This is a genomic window from Campylobacter sp. RM16189 (genome assembly GCF_012978815.1).
In the GTDB taxonomy this organism is placed as follows: domain Bacteria; phylum Campylobacterota; class Campylobacteria; order Campylobacterales; family Campylobacteraceae; genus Campylobacter_A.
Genome location: NZ_LIWR01000006.1, coordinates 37,239 through 50,607, shown reverse-complemented (window position 1 = coordinate 50,607; position 13,369 = coordinate 37,239). Strand labels below are relative to the sequence as shown.

17 protein-coding genes are annotated in these 13,369 nt (G+C 33.9%); 12 read left to right on the top strand and 5 right to left on the bottom strand.

What is annotated here, in order from left to right; all coding sequences use genetic code 11:
* Nucleotides 1-15: 15 nt before the first annotated feature.
* Complete coding sequence (locus CDOM16189_RS05545; RefSeq protein WP_249321573.1) at nucleotides 16-702, bottom strand: molybdate ABC transporter permease subunit; 687 nt, start codon at nucleotides 700-702, stop codon at nucleotides 16-18.
* Complete coding sequence (modA, locus tag CDOM16189_RS05540) at nucleotides 680-1,381, bottom strand: molybdate ABC transporter substrate-binding protein (protein ID WP_169975526.1); 702 nt, start codon at nucleotides 1,379-1,381, stop codon at nucleotides 680-682. The genes CDOM16189_RS05545 and modA overlap by 23 nt, the downstream gene beginning before the upstream one ends.
* A gap of 178 nt (nucleotides 1,382-1,559) precedes the next feature.
* Between modA and CDOM16189_RS05535 the strand changes: the two genes are divergently transcribed.
* The 6 genes from CDOM16189_RS05535 (at nucleotide 1,560) to CDOM16189_RS05510 (ending at nucleotide 6,000) form a co-directional block, all read left to right on the top strand.
* Nucleotides 1,560-2,408, top strand: coding sequence for a TIGR01777 family oxidoreductase (locus tag CDOM16189_RS05535; protein WP_169975507.1), 849 nt, complete (start codon nucleotides 1,560-1,562; stop codon nucleotides 2,406-2,408).
* Nucleotides 2,409-2,474: 66 nt separating this feature from the next.
* The gene (gene dcd / locus CDOM16189_RS05530) at nucleotides 2,475-3,035 is read left to right on the top strand and encodes a dCTP deaminase (protein ID WP_169975504.1); all 561 of its coding nucleotides are present in this window, start codon (nucleotides 2,475-2,477) and stop codon (nucleotides 3,033-3,035) included.
* 142 nt (nucleotides 3,036-3,177) lie between these two features.
* On the top strand, nucleotides 3,178-3,966 hold the full coding sequence (locus CDOM16189_RS05525) for a choline kinase family protein (protein WP_169975502.1): 789 nt from the start codon (nucleotides 3,178-3,180) through the stop codon (nucleotides 3,964-3,966).
* Nucleotides 3,963-4,799, top strand: a complete 837-nt coding sequence (locus CDOM16189_RS05520) for a DMT family transporter (protein ID WP_169975500.1) — start codon at nucleotides 3,963-3,965, stop codon at nucleotides 4,797-4,799. Before CDOM16189_RS05525 ends, CDOM16189_RS05520 begins: the two co-directional genes overlap by 4 nt.
* 5 nt (nucleotides 4,800-4,804) lie before the next feature.
* Nucleotides 4,805-5,494, top strand: a complete 690-nt coding sequence (locus tag CDOM16189_RS05515) for an NTP transferase domain-containing protein (protein ID WP_211436595.1) — start codon at nucleotides 4,805-4,807, stop codon at nucleotides 5,492-5,494.
* Entirely contained in the window at nucleotides 5,491-6,000 is a 510-nt protein-coding gene (locus CDOM16189_RS05510) for a hypothetical protein (RefSeq protein ID WP_169975496.1), read from the top strand. The genes CDOM16189_RS05515 and CDOM16189_RS05510 overlap by 4 nt, the downstream gene beginning before the upstream one ends.
* On the opposite strand, the gene CDOM16189_RS05505 is transcribed toward CDOM16189_RS05510, so the two are convergent.
* The 3 genes from CDOM16189_RS05505 to CDOM16189_RS05495 are packed head-to-tail and all read right to left on the bottom strand — an operon-like array spanning nucleotide 5,997 to nucleotide 8,285.
* The gene (locus tag CDOM16189_RS05505; RefSeq protein WP_211436594.1) at nucleotides 5,997-7,325 is read right to left on the bottom strand and encodes an ANL family adenylate-forming protein; all 1,329 of its coding nucleotides are present in this window, start codon (nucleotides 7,323-7,325) and stop codon (nucleotides 5,997-5,999) included. The two genes, CDOM16189_RS05510 and CDOM16189_RS05505, sit on opposite strands and share 4 nt — an antisense overlap.
* On the bottom strand, nucleotides 7,319-8,014 hold the full coding sequence (locus CDOM16189_RS05500; protein WP_169975495.1) for an SDR family NAD(P)-dependent oxidoreductase: 696 nt from the start codon (nucleotides 8,012-8,014) through the stop codon (nucleotides 7,319-7,321). The genes CDOM16189_RS05505 and CDOM16189_RS05500 overlap by 7 nt, the downstream gene beginning before the upstream one ends.
* A complete protein-coding gene (locus CDOM16189_RS05495; RefSeq protein ID WP_211436593.1) occupies nucleotides 8,007-8,285 on the bottom strand; it encodes a hypothetical protein in 279 nt (92 codons plus the stop codon). The genes CDOM16189_RS05500 and CDOM16189_RS05495 overlap by 8 nt, the downstream gene beginning before the upstream one ends.
* An 81-nt stretch (nucleotides 8,286-8,366) precedes the next feature.
* On the opposite strand from CDOM16189_RS05495, the gene CDOM16189_RS05490 reads away from it, so the two are divergent.
* From CDOM16189_RS05490 to pseH, 6 genes are read left to right on the top strand one after another with little or no spacing between them, the layout of a single operon-like run.
* A complete protein-coding gene (locus tag CDOM16189_RS05490; RefSeq protein WP_169975493.1) occupies nucleotides 8,367-9,236 on the top strand; it encodes a hypothetical protein in 870 nt (289 codons plus the stop codon).
* 45 nt (nucleotides 9,237-9,281) lie between these two features.
* Entirely contained in the window at nucleotides 9,282-10,277 is a 996-nt protein-coding gene (gene pseB / locus CDOM16189_RS05485) for a UDP-N-acetylglucosamine 4,6-dehydratase (inverting) (protein ID WP_169975492.1), read from the top strand.
* Complete coding sequence (gene pseC / locus CDOM16189_RS05480) at nucleotides 10,264-11,391, top strand: UDP-4-amino-4,6-dideoxy-N-acetyl-beta-L-altrosamine transaminase (RefSeq protein WP_169975490.1); 1,128 nt, start codon at nucleotides 10,264-10,266, stop codon at nucleotides 11,389-11,391. The genes pseB and pseC overlap by 14 nt, the downstream gene beginning before the upstream one ends.
* Nucleotides 11,388-12,068, top strand: coding sequence for a pseudaminic acid cytidylyltransferase (gene pseF / locus CDOM16189_RS05475; RefSeq protein WP_169975488.1), 681 nt, complete (start codon nucleotides 11,388-11,390; stop codon nucleotides 12,066-12,068). The genes pseC and pseF overlap by 4 nt, the downstream gene beginning before the upstream one ends.
* Nucleotides 12,058-12,915, top strand: a complete 858-nt coding sequence (gene pseG / locus CDOM16189_RS05470) for a UDP-2,4-diacetamido-2,4,6-trideoxy-beta-L-altropyranose hydrolase (protein ID WP_169975486.1) — start codon at nucleotides 12,058-12,060, stop codon at nucleotides 12,913-12,915. Before pseF ends, pseG begins: the two co-directional genes overlap by 11 nt.
* Nucleotides 12,912-13,346, top strand: a complete 435-nt coding sequence (gene pseH / locus CDOM16189_RS05465) for a UDP-4-amino-4,6-dideoxy-N-acetyl-beta-L-altrosamine N-acetyltransferase (protein WP_169975484.1) — start codon at nucleotides 12,912-12,914, stop codon at nucleotides 13,344-13,346. Before pseG ends, pseH begins: the two co-directional genes overlap by 4 nt.
* Nucleotides 13,347-13,369 lie beyond the last annotated feature (23 nt).

The following is a 13,369-nucleotide window of genomic DNA, read 5'->3' as shown; positions in this document are numbered from 1 at the left end:
TGTATCAAAAAAATACTAAAAGTTTTTTCTATGTCCCAGAAAATTTATAAATCCAAACATAAACAGGCTTAAAACGACTAAAATCAGGCTTAAAATCAGTGCGCGCTCGTTTTCTCCGTCATAAACTGCGTTAAAGATAGCAAGCGAGATGGTGTCGGTTTTGCCTACGATATTTCCACCTAGCATCAAAGTGATACCAACCTCTCTAAGTCCTCTTGCAAGCGCAAGGATTAGTGCTGAAACAACACTTCTAAAGATGTTTGGTATCATGATAAAAAGCGCGATTTCAAATTTATTTTTACCAAGGCTCTGCCCTGCTTCAATGAGGCTCTTTGGAAAGCTCTCAAGCACGCTTGCAACGGGCTTAACCAAAAGCGGAAGTCCTGCCAAAAAAGAAGCCACAACAAGAGCGCTAAAGCTAAAAACTATCTGCAAATTTAGCATTTGACCCAAAAATGAGTTTCGCCCCAGCAAATAAAGCAGCAAAAAGCCAGTGGCGATAGGCGGAAATATAAGCGGAAACATCACAACCGCTTCAAAGACCGCTTTAAATTTGCCCTTGTAAAAGGCTAAAAAATAAGCTATCGGAAGCCCGATAAATACGAAGAAAATGAAGGTTATACAAAGCGTCTTTGCGCTTAAGATAAGCGGATGAACGAGCCAATTAAGGCTCGCAAGATCACTTAAGTCCAAATTTGGCAAAAATCTCCTTTGAACGCTCGGTCTTTAACTCATCTATAAATTTACCGCAGTCTGCGTGTTTGTCGCACGCTGCAAGCTTAGCTGCGCTTATAAAAACAGGGCTATAAAGGCTCTCGTCTACATAGATAACCGAGCCAAATTCGCCTCTTCCAGCTTCTGCTTCGGTTGAGTTGATAAAGCCTGCATCAACTTCGTTGTTTAGCACGTAAGCCACCACTTGAGGCACGCCTGCAACTGCAAGCATTTTTGAGCCGACATCTTTTTCTAAATTTGAATTTTTAAGAAATTCTGTCGTGCGGATACCGTAAATCGCCTTTTTAGCATCAGGCATTGCGATACGATTTAAATTTTTAAGCTCGCTTATGTCTTTTATAGTCTTACCCTTTGGAGTTACAAGAGCCAAAGTACCCTTTCCAAGCCTCTCATAACCTTTTATCTCAAGGTCGGTTTTCTTTAAAAATGCCTCATCTCCCACGATTACAGCCATTTTACCCTCTTTTGCTTGAATAGTAATTTGCTGGATATTGGCAAACGCACCCTCCACATTCAGACCATCTTTTTTAAGATTTTCAATGACAGCGGTTACAGGTTTTTTATATCCACCACCAGCACCTACGAGTAAATTTTCCGCACCGAGTGCAAAAACCGCAACTAGGCTTAAAAAAGCTATCTTTTTCATTCTGTTTTTCCTTTTATCAAAATAATATTCAGCGATAATATAAAATATAATCTTATATACTAATTAAAACGCATTTTTCTAAAATTTTTATAGCGATTTTATACATTTTTATATTTTATAAAATTTAAATCCGTACAGCCCAGACAAATGATGATAAAATACAAAAAAAGGAAAAAGCATGAAGATAGCTATAAACGGACTTAGCGGTTTTGTAGGCGGTTACGTAAGTAAATTTTTAGCAAGCAAAGGCCATGAGATAGTGCCTATAAAAAGAGCTTTGTATAACGATACGCAAAGGCTTAAAGAAGCCATTGAACGTGCCGATGTCATCATAAATTTAGCAGGTGCAAATATCTCTAAAAAATGGAGCGAGGAGTATAAAAAAGAGCTTTATTCAAGCAGGATTAATACAACTAAAAATTTAGTAAAAGCCATGAGCCTTCTAAAAAATCCGCCAAAAATTTTCATCTCAACTTCGGCTGTCGGCGTATATAAAAGCGGCGAGGAACACGACGAAAGCTCAGATAGATACGATGATGGATTTTTAGGAAGGCTTGCCAAAGAGTGGGAAAGCGAAGCAAATAAAGCAAAAGAATTTGGCGTTAAAACTGCGATATTTCGCATTAGCGTAGTTCTTGGCAATGGCGGTGCGCTAGAAAAAATGCTTCCTGTTTTTAAATTTGGTCTTGGCGGGATCTTAGGAGACGGCGAGCAGGGATTTTCATGGATAGCTATAAGCGATCTTGCAAGAGCGTATGAATTTGTGATAAACAGCCAAAAAGAAGGCATTTACAACCTATCTTCGCCAAATCCCATAACAAATAAAATTTTTACCGCCTCACTCGCTAAAGCGCTAAATCGCCCAGCCTTTTTCAAAGTGCCAAATTTCGCACTCAAGCTTAAATTTGGTGAAGGAGCCGTGATTCTGCTTGAAGGACAGAAGGTTTATCCTGCAAATTTGCTTGCGCAAGGGTTTAAATTTGGGCATGAAAACATAAGCGAGGCTCTGGAAAATTTGATTTGTTAGAGCGAATTTAACGATAGCTAAAAGAAGTTGTGATAAAATCCAAAGAAACTAAAAAGGAAGCTATAAATGGGTCTAAAAAGCGATAGATGGATACGCGAAAAGAGTTTAAATGACAAAATGATCGTGCCTTTTTGCGAAGAGCAGATAGGCAAAGGTGTCGTTAGCTACGGCGTCAGCAGCTATGGGTATGATATACGCGTTGGAAATGAGTTTAAAATTTTTACAAACATAGGCGGCACCGTAGTTGATCCCAAAAATTTCGACGAGAAAAACGTAGTTGATTTTGTTGGCGATGTATGTATAGTTCCGCCAAATTCCTTCGCGCTTGCTCGCACGGTCGAGTATTTTAATATGCCTGATAACGTGCTAGCCATCTGCCTTGGCAAGAGTACTTACGCACGCTGCGGCATCATCGTAAACGTAACGCCGTTTGAGCCGGGGTTTAAGGGGCATATCACGATTGAAATTTCAAACACAACCCCGCTTCCGGCTAAAATTTACGCAAACGAAGGCATAGCGCAAGTTTTATTTTTAGAAGGCGATGAACCATGCGAAGTGACATACGCCGATAAAAAGGGTAAATATCAAGCTCAAGAAGGTATAACGCTGCCTAGGATTTTGAAGTAATTTGTAGAATATTGGTTAATTGTTTTCTTATACGACATAAAATTTGGTATATAATTTGCTTTTTTAAAAAATTATGAACAAAGAAGATATTTTTTTTAAAGCTACCGGACTAAAAGTAAAAAATATTAGCCTACTTGGAGGAATGACTAATATCAATTTTCTTGTTACGTCGACCGATGATGAGAAATTTGTATTAAGAATTTCAGGAATTAACTCCAATGAGCTTATTAGCCGTGAGAAAGAATTTTATATACAAAATAAAATGCACGAATTCGGTTTTGGTGTAGAAACTATATATTTTGATAGCATTTCTGGGACAAAAATAACTAAATTTTTATCAAACGCTATAAATTTAACTCCAAAAAATATATCAAATTTTTTACCTCAAATTGCACTACATTTAAAATCTTTACATAATTTAAAAATTAAATTAAAATATGAATTTAACCCTTTTGTAGAAATGCAAAAATATATACAAATATCAAAAGCATCTACTAATTTAATACCTAATTTTCAAGACGGATTAAAACTTTTCTGGTTTTTAAGAGACGAAATTTACAATATAAACCGAAAATATCACGATAAAGATATAATATTAGTGCCCACACACGGAGATTTAGTGCCTGAAAATATATTGATAACAGATAATAATGAAGTTGTTTTGATAGATTGGGAATACGCGGGAGCAAACGATCCGTGTTGGGATTTGGCATCTGTTTTTGTTGAAGGAAATTTATCAAAAAAAGAAGAAGATAAATTTTTAAAATATTACGATCCAACTCAAGACGAACTAGAAAAAATAGAAATTTATAAAGGATTAATGGATCTTTTATGGAGTGCTTGGTCCATAGCCAAAACAAGCAACGAGCAAAATTATTTAGAATACGGACAAAAGCGTTTAAATGATGCTTTACAAAGGAAATATTTTTGATATTCGGAATACTAAGCGGTATCTTTTGGGCAATAGATACTTTGTTGCTATCAAAAGTGCAAATTTTTGCTCTACTTCTAGTTGCCATACATGATTTTGCAAGTTTTTTGTTTATAGGATTTTTTTTAAAAATTTCAAAAACAAATCTTTTACTAAACAAGAAACAACTCCTAGTTATAGCAATAGCTTCCACAGCAGGGGGTTTAGGTATGATCTCTTTTTTACTAAGCATACATTACGCCAAAGCCCCTCTTGCAAGTATTTTAAGTAGTCTTTATCCGGCTTTTAGCGTCATAATAGCTGGAATTTTGCTTGGACAAAAGCTTAGCAAAATAGGATTTTTAGGGTTATTTATAGCTGTTAGTTTTACCATATTACTCTTCATATTCGATATAGAATTTAGAGACGTTAATCTGCTAGGAGTTGTTTTCGGACTCCTTTGCGCCATGTGCTGGGGAAGTGAGTGCGTCATCATAAATTTGGCACTAAAAGATAATGTAAACGAAAAAGTAGCTTTATTTATCAGGCAAGGCGTTAGTTCATCTATTGCTCTTGGAGCTTTTTTAATCTTTTCTATAATGCAAAATAAGCAAAATACCTATATAATAAATTACGAATTAATTGTTATTGCAGCATTTTTTGCAACCGTTTCATATACATTTTATTATAAAGCAATAGCAAAAATAGGCGCTTTGAAGGCGATGGGACTCAACATATCATATTCAGCTTGGGTTATAATATTTGGTTTTATTACCGGTGAAACATTTTCCACGTTTTTGCTAATATGTGCCATTTTAATAATGCTAGGTTCTGTAATGAGTAATGTAAAATGATAAAGATGAATGCTATAATTTTGGCAGCAGGTCTAGGATCTAGACTAAAAGAAATAACCGTAAATAAACATAAATCACTTTTAAAAATAGCAGGCAGAGTCAATCTGGAAAGAACTATAGAATTTTTAAATGATATTGGCGTAGATGATATAAACATAATAACCGGATACAAAGCTAGTGATTTTGAATATTTAAAAGAAAAATTTAATGTAAATTTGATACATAACGACAAATTTGATACTTTAAACAATCTTTATTCTTTCTGCCTTGCCTTGGATTTTTTCGGCAATAGTTTCGTTATAGATGCGGATGTTGTGATGTTAAAAAACATATTGCAAATTACAGATACATCGGTATACTATACTACAATAAGAAAGATAAATAATAAAAATGATTGGATAGTAACTTGTGATGATAATAATCGTATAACAAGAATAGAGCCGTCAAATAAAAATTTACCTACTCTTTTTGGAATAAGTTATTTTACAAAAAATGATGCTAATTTAATAAAAGAACGCATTAAATCACTCCCTAAAGAAGCTTTTAGCAATAAAAAACTTTATTATGATAATGTTTTTGTAAGTATGCTAAGTGAAATAATTATAAAAGAAGTTAGAGTAGACAATAGATTTGTTTGCGAAATAGACGATAAAGAGGATTTAAAAGAGATAAACGAAAAGGCACGTGCGATATGAGAGAAATTTGCTTTTGCGACTACATAAATTTAGACTACGATACAAGTAAGCAAATTTTAGCTATAAGAAATTTAAAGCATGTAAGAGAAGCTAGTAAAAATACGGATAAAATCAGTTTAAACTCGCATATAAACTGGATTAAAAACTTAAAAAATAATCAATATTTTGCGATTACGATCGGCAACTCGGTAGTGGGCGGAGTCAGTCTAGTCAACGGATTATGGGGAATATTTTATAAAAATGATATAGATGCTATATTGAAATTACTTTGTGCGTTTATATTTTTTGAAAATGCTTTTAAAAAAATAGACACAATAGAATCAAATGTGAAAATAAATAATCAAAATGCTTTAAATTTTAACTTATTTTTTGGATTTAGGCAAATAAAAAAAGACAGTGAATTTTATTATCTAGCACTAAAAAAAGAAGATTTTTTAAATTTAGAAAATTCAACCATAGATCTGCTAAAAAAAATTAAAAAGACATATAGTATAAAATGGGCTTAGCGATTAAGTCGCCTATCTTTCTTAAATCTGGCTGTCATATCGATTTTATTAACAACGTTTATTCTAGCAGGAATTTTATAACTAGGAATTTTATCTCTTAAAAAAGATCTGATTAAATTTTTTACTTCGTCTTTTTGCAAATTACAAACTACATCGCAAGCCACGTTTTGACCCAATATAGCATTATTTTCAGCATAAACCAATACATCTTTTATATCTGGAATTTGTAAAATAAGACTTTCAACCTCACCAGCTAAAAGTTTGTTGCCTCCAACATTGATCATCTCCTTGCTACGTCCTATTATTTTTAAAAAACCATTTTCTCCAACTTCCACCAAATCACCAGTTTTAAACCATCCGTCATCATCATAATTATCTGCATTTAAATATCCCAAAAATGCGGTTTTACTTTTTATATAAAGCTCACCGTCTACAATCTTATACTCGTCTGGGTTTAAATTAAAAAAAGTAGACGTTGATGATTTGGAGTTAGTATTCATAATTCCAGTTTCACTTGTTCCAAAAGTCTGAATAAATTTAACTTTACTAAATACTTCTTTTAATCGCTTAAGTATGTTATCATCCATTCTTTCAGTGCCGTATGTAATCAATTTTAGTGAATTTAAATCAAATTTTTCATAATCTTTATTGATTAAAAGCAAATTTAAAAAACTAGGCGTAGTAGGCAATACATTTATATCAAATTTCTCTATCAATTCACAAATTTTAGCAGTACTAAAATCATTTGCTATAATAAGCGTAGCGCCCATGGCAAGACCATTTAAAAGAGTATTTAAGCCTCCTATATGATCAAACAGCAAAAATAACAACATTTTTAAATTTTTTGGCTTTTTATCCTTAAAATTTAAAACTAAATTATCAAGATTATGCACTATAGCTTTTGGCTTTGCCAGGCTACCGCTAGAAAATAATATAAGTCCGCTACTATAGTTATCTTGTAGCTTTTTTATTAAAATATTGGATTCTTTTTCACATAAATCTTTTATAAATATCAAGCCGTTTTTATAAGTTATCGTTTTGTTTGCAAATGCTTCTTTTAGCCGCTGCTCTACTTCCGAATCGATATTTGAGTTTATGGGAACTATAATATTTTTATTTAAAAAAAGCGCTAAAAACAAAGCTATATTTTCAAAACTGTATCCGCCTATAAGACCTACAACTTCTCCGCTTTTTATATCACTAAGTTTGATTTTAAATTCATTTATTTTAGCTAAAAGATCTTCATAAGTATAAATTTTATTATTGTGAATAACAGCATTTTTTTTTGAAAAATCGCTAAAGTTTTTTAATAAAAAGCTCACCATACACCGCCTAAATATATAATTTGTCCTGTTACCATTTTACTTTTATCGTCTATCAAAAAGTCAATCGTATTTTTTATATCGTCAAATTCACAAAAATTTTTTATAGTTTGTTTTTCCAACAACTCATCTATTTTATTTTTTGGTACAGCTTTAATAAGATTTGTTATGGTAGGAGATATACCAATAGCATTAACGTTGATATTAAATTTCCCCAGCTCTTTAGCGCTAGTTCTGGTAAAATTTTCTATAGCTGCTTTTGCAGCTGCATAAATAGCTTCTCCTTCTAAATTTAAAGCTGCTGCTACACTTGAAAAGTTAACTATTTTGCCATATTTTTGGCGACTCATTATTTTGCCTACTTCTCTTGTGAATAAAAATGTGGACATAAAATTTACGTTAAACAGTTCATTTACACTATTTAAATTTGTAGTTAGCAAATGATTCATAGAGGCAGCTCCTGCATTATTTATAAGCACATCAATCTTTCCTGACTCACGTTTTATTCCCCTTACCATATCTATAACTTTATTTTCATCACAAACATCAATGCAAAAATGTTTATAGTTTTTATGTTCTATGTCGCTATCACTTCTACTGCAACCAAACACTTTATTAGTTTCTAAAAAGCCGATACTTAGAGCCTTTCCTATTCCTCTACTTGTGCCGGTTATTAAGATATTTTTATTCATTTAAACACTTTTGTATGTACTTAGTTAATGTTTTTATATTAATAAACGGCGATGTTTTTTGACTCATTGCCTTTTCATCAGCCAAAGTAATATTCTTACCAAATTCATCATAAATCTTCTCTTCCAATTCTATCAAAAAACCTACTAATCCTACACTATCAAATAATGCATCGTTTCTACCGAAAAGAAAAATTTGATCATCTAAATCCCCGACATCGTCTTTTAAACTCATTATAGTCTTTTTAATCGTTTGCTCTATTTTTTCTTGCATATTTATCTCCTTTTATAAAACTTTCTTGTAAAATTATATTAAAAAATTAATTAAAATTACAAAAAATTAAAGGTATAAAAAATGACACAAGCTTTAATATTTAGCATAGGTGCAGCAGGTAGAGCTATATATAGAAGTTTAAGCAAAGATCCAAACTATAAAATTATAGGTTTTATAGAAAACAATTTAAAAATTGTTGGAAATAAATTTGAAGATATTGAAATTTTTGCAGCAAATAATATTTGTAATTTAAAATTCGACAAAGTATTTTTAGGTGGTGTATGGGCAAAGGATATGCAAGAACAACTCTTAAGCCTAGGTGTAAATCGAGAAAAAATAGAAATTTTATCGGAAAAAGACATCTCTTTTTCTACACCAACTAGAGATATAGTTACTGATAATGCAGTAAAAAAACTTGATGAATTTTTTATTAAAAACAATATTGATTATTTTATAGACGGATCATCTTTGCTTTGCATGCTAAGAAAAAGAAGTTTGAGCGTAGTATCTGATGTTGATATTATGGTTTTAAAATATGAAAATTTAGAGTTTTTGGCAGAAGAATTACCTAAATTTTTTAAAGAATTTAAAGTTGAAGTAGTGAAATTTGAAAAAGAAGATATAGTAAGAAAGGTTGGGGAAATTTTTAAGATAGTAGTTAGCGACAATGAAATTGAAAAAATGGTTTTAGATATAAATGTTTATAATGATTATGGAAAATGTGGTGTTTTAGGATATAATGGAAAGTACTTCTACATACCAAAAGAAATGATTTCAGAGTTTATTAGATATCCTTATAAAAATTTTGAACTTTCGATACCAAAAGAATTTGATAAGTATTTAAAAATGGTTTATGGAGATAACTACATCAAAATCCCTAAGCATTTTTCAACTAAAGATTATGGTAATTTAGTTGACAAAAAAACTCTAGACAAAATTTGCAAAGTTTAAATTGGTATCGTTCTTGCTTGTGGTGTTTAAACTTAAGGATGCTGTATGTTTGATGAAAAATCTATTCTTATAACCGGCGGAACGGGAAGCTTCGGCAAGAAATACACCGAAATTTTGCTTAAAAATTTTAAGCCAAAAAGGCTAATTATATACTCAAGAGACGAGCTTAAGCAATACGAAATGGCTCAAGTTTTTAAAAATCCCGCGATGAGATATTTTATCGGCGACGTGCGAGACGAAAAGAGGCTTAAAACCGCGATGGATGGAGTTGATTTTGTCATTCACGCAGCCGCGATGAAACACGTTCCCATAGCCGAATATAACCCGATGGAGTGCATAAAAACAAACATCAACGGCGCTCAAAACGTCATTGACGCAGCCTTTGCTTGCGGAGTAAATAAAGTGATCGCACTATCAACGGATAAAGCGTGCAATCCTGTAAATTTATACGGAGCGACCAAGCTTGCTAGCGATAAGCTATTTGTCGCGGCAAACAACATAGCAGGCAGTAAAAAAACTCGCTTTAGTGTCGTAAGATACGGCAATGTCGTGGGCTCTCGAGGCTCGGTAGTGCCATTATTTAAAAGGCTCATTCAAGAAGGTGCAAAAGAGCTTCCTATAACGCATGAGCAGATGACGAGATTTTGGATCACTCTTGAGCAAGGGGTAAATTTCGTTCTTAAAAATTTCGAGCGCATGAAGGGTGGAGAAATTTTCATCCCTAAAATTCCTTCAATGACTATGCTTGATCTTGCACGCGCCCTTGCGCCTGAGCTTAAAGTCAAAATCATAGGCATAAGGCCGGGAGAGAAAATGCATGAAGTGATGGTTGGAAAAGACGATGCGCACTTAACTTACGAATTTAGCGACCACTACGTGATAAGCCCGTCCATTCAGTTTGCGACTATACAAGACTTTTCGACAAATGCGCTTGGCGAAAGAGGCAAGCTTGTAGAAGACGGGTTTGAATACAGCTCAAATACTAATAAGATTTGGCTTGATAAAGAGGGTCTTTTGGAGATGATAAATGATAGCTTATAGCAAGCAACAGATCACAAATAGCGATATAGCAGCCGTTTGCGAAGCTATGCAAGCGGAAATTTTAACAGGCGGAGATAAGGTGGCTCAATTTGAAGCGGCCATTTGCGAATATGTCGGAGTAAAACACGCAGTAGTAATGAATTCGGCAACTTCTGCGCTTCACGTCGGATATCTTGCTCTTGGCGTAAAAGAAAACGACGAGGTCATAACTACGCCTTTAACCTTTGCGGCAACGGCAAACGCAGCTTTAATGGCGGGAGCTAAGGTTAAATTTTGCGACATCAAATTTGACGGAAATATAAACGAAAACAAGCTTTCTGAGCTAATCACATCAAAAACAAAGGTCATAGCTCCCGTTGATTTTGGCGGAAATAGCGTAAACATAATAGAGATCATGAAAATAGCTCGCGCAAAAGGCATAAAAGTGCTTGATGACGCCTCACATGCGCTTGGTAGCGCCATAGAAGGAGTTAAAGTAGGCTGCCATGCGGACGCAAGCGTGTTTAGCTTCCATGCGATTAAGCCTATCACTACTTTTGAGGGCGGTGCGCTTGTAACAAACGACGACGAGATAGCCAAAAAAGCGCGTCTATATAGAAGTCACGGAATTTCTAAAACCGAACTTTGGCACAGCGATATGAGCCTGCTTGGATACAACTACCGCCTAAGCGACGTAGCTTGCGCACTTGGGCTAAATCAGCTTAAAAGGCTTGATGAAATGATAGCTGTGCGAGAGAGTATAGCGCAGTTTTACGACGAAAGATTTGAGAAAAATCCATACTTTAGCACTATAAAAATTCCTCAAAACAAAAAAAGCTCGCGCCATCTTTATCCGATCTTGCTTTTTAGCACTCTTTGGTGCGCTAAAGAAGATATTTTTGCGGAGCTTCACGATCGTGGAGTGGGGGTTCAGGTACATTATAAGCCTACCTATCAATTTAGCTTTTACAAGCAACTTTATGGCGAAACTGAGCTAAAGGTTACAGAGGATTTTTACAAATCAGAGCTTAGCCTGCCGTGTCATCAAGGCATGAGTATGGATGATGCGAAATTTGTAGCAGACACTCTGCTTGACGTGCTTGCTAAATTTGCAAATCCAAAGTGCAGCATATGAACCTATGCGTCATACCAGCAAGAGGCGGAAGCAAGCGAATCCCGCATAAAAATATCAAAGATTTTTTAGGTAACCCTATAATATCTTACAGTATCAAAGCGGCTCTAAGTTCAAAAGTGTTTGATGAAGTAATAGTAAGCACTGACAGTGAGGAGATAGCTGAAGTTGCGCGAAAATTTGGTGCCAAAACACCATTTTTAAGAGATGCCAACCTTAGCGACGACTTTACTTCAACAGGCGATGTTATAAAAGATGCCTGCATCAAAATGGGAGATAAATTTAAAACGGTATGTTGCTTATATCCTACCGCTCCGCTTTTAAAAGGAGAGGTATTAAATGAAGCGTATAATAAATTTAAAGCAAGTGAATGCGAATATCTATTTTCTGTTTGCGAATTTTCTTTTCCGATTCAACGCGCTATAAAAATAGATTTAAATGGAAAAGCAAGTATGTTTTATCCTGAATATAACAGCACTCGCTCGCAAGATCTAGAACCCGCATATCATGATGCAGGACAATTTTACTTTGGCAAACGTGATGCATGGTTACAAGGCAAATGGGTGTTTAAACCGCATTCAAAAGTCTTTATTTTAAAGCGAAATTTAGTATGTGATATCGATACTATTGAAGATTTCGAATTTGCTAAAAAACTTTATAAAATCAATCATGAACTTTGAAAAACTTGCAAATTTAAAAACCTTAATTAGAGTTGACAGCTCCGTAACTATCGGACACGGACACATCAGGCGAGATCTTGTTCTTGCAAAGAAATTCAAAGACATCAGCTTTGCTTGCATAAATTTTGAAGGCTCGCTCATAAACGAGATAAATTCCCCTGTTTTTACTCTTAAAACAAATGATTTAGATGAGCTAATAAGTCTTATAAACACTCATAAATTTGAACTTCTTATCATCGATCACTACGGCATTAATTACGAAGATGAAAAGACGATAAAAGAGGCTACGGGAGTTAAAATTTTAAGCTTTGATGATGAGTATAAGAGCCATTTTTGCGATATTTTATTAAACGTAAATATATTTGCCAATGCTAAAAAATATGAAAATTTACTACCTCCCGCTTGTGAAATTTGGTGCGGGCAAGAATTTATGCTGGTAAGAGATGAATTTTATCAAGAAAAAAAGATAAAAAGAGAGAAAATTTATGATGTTTTTATCGCACTTGGCGGAACTGACAGCAAAAATTTGAGTGCAAATTTAGCGCTTAAACTACTTGAAAAAAATTTAAAAATAGCCCTTGTTACAACAAGTGCCAATGCAAATTTAAATGCGCTTAAAAAGCTTGAGAAAAGCTATAAAAACCTAACTCTTTTTACCGACTCAAATCAAATCGCAAGGCTAATGAACGAGAGTAAAGATCTTATCATTTCGGCAAGCTCTCTTGTAAATGAAGCGCTTGTTTTGGGCGCAAATTTCAGTGCGGTTATGGTTGCAAACAATCAAAAACAGATGTATAAATGGCTTATAGAAAACGGATATAAAGCCTATACAAGCGAGGAGATATGATCCGTCTTATAAATTTTACCGAGCTTACAAAAGAGCAAAAGATGATGGTTTTTGATTGGCGAAACGATGAGCGAGTAGCGAAATTTATGCGCTCAAAAAATATAACCTTAAAAGAGCATCTTAAATTTATCGACAGCTTAAAAAGCGCTTCTGATAGACTTTACTTTTTGGTCGAAGAAAATGGCGAGTTTATCGGTGTGATCGACTTTATAAACATAAGCGATGAGGAGTGCGAATTCGGACTTTATGCAAATCCGAATTTAAAAAATCAAGGCGCAAAATTAATGCAAATTATAATTAACTATGCGTTTAGCGAGCTAAAGGTTTTTAGGCTCAATTCATGCGCTTATAATTTCAACGAAAAAGCCATTGCGCTTTATGAAAAATTGACTTTAAAATTTATGACAAAGATGAGCTATTTAAGGCTTTAAAGAGCAAATTTAGAGGTAAAAAG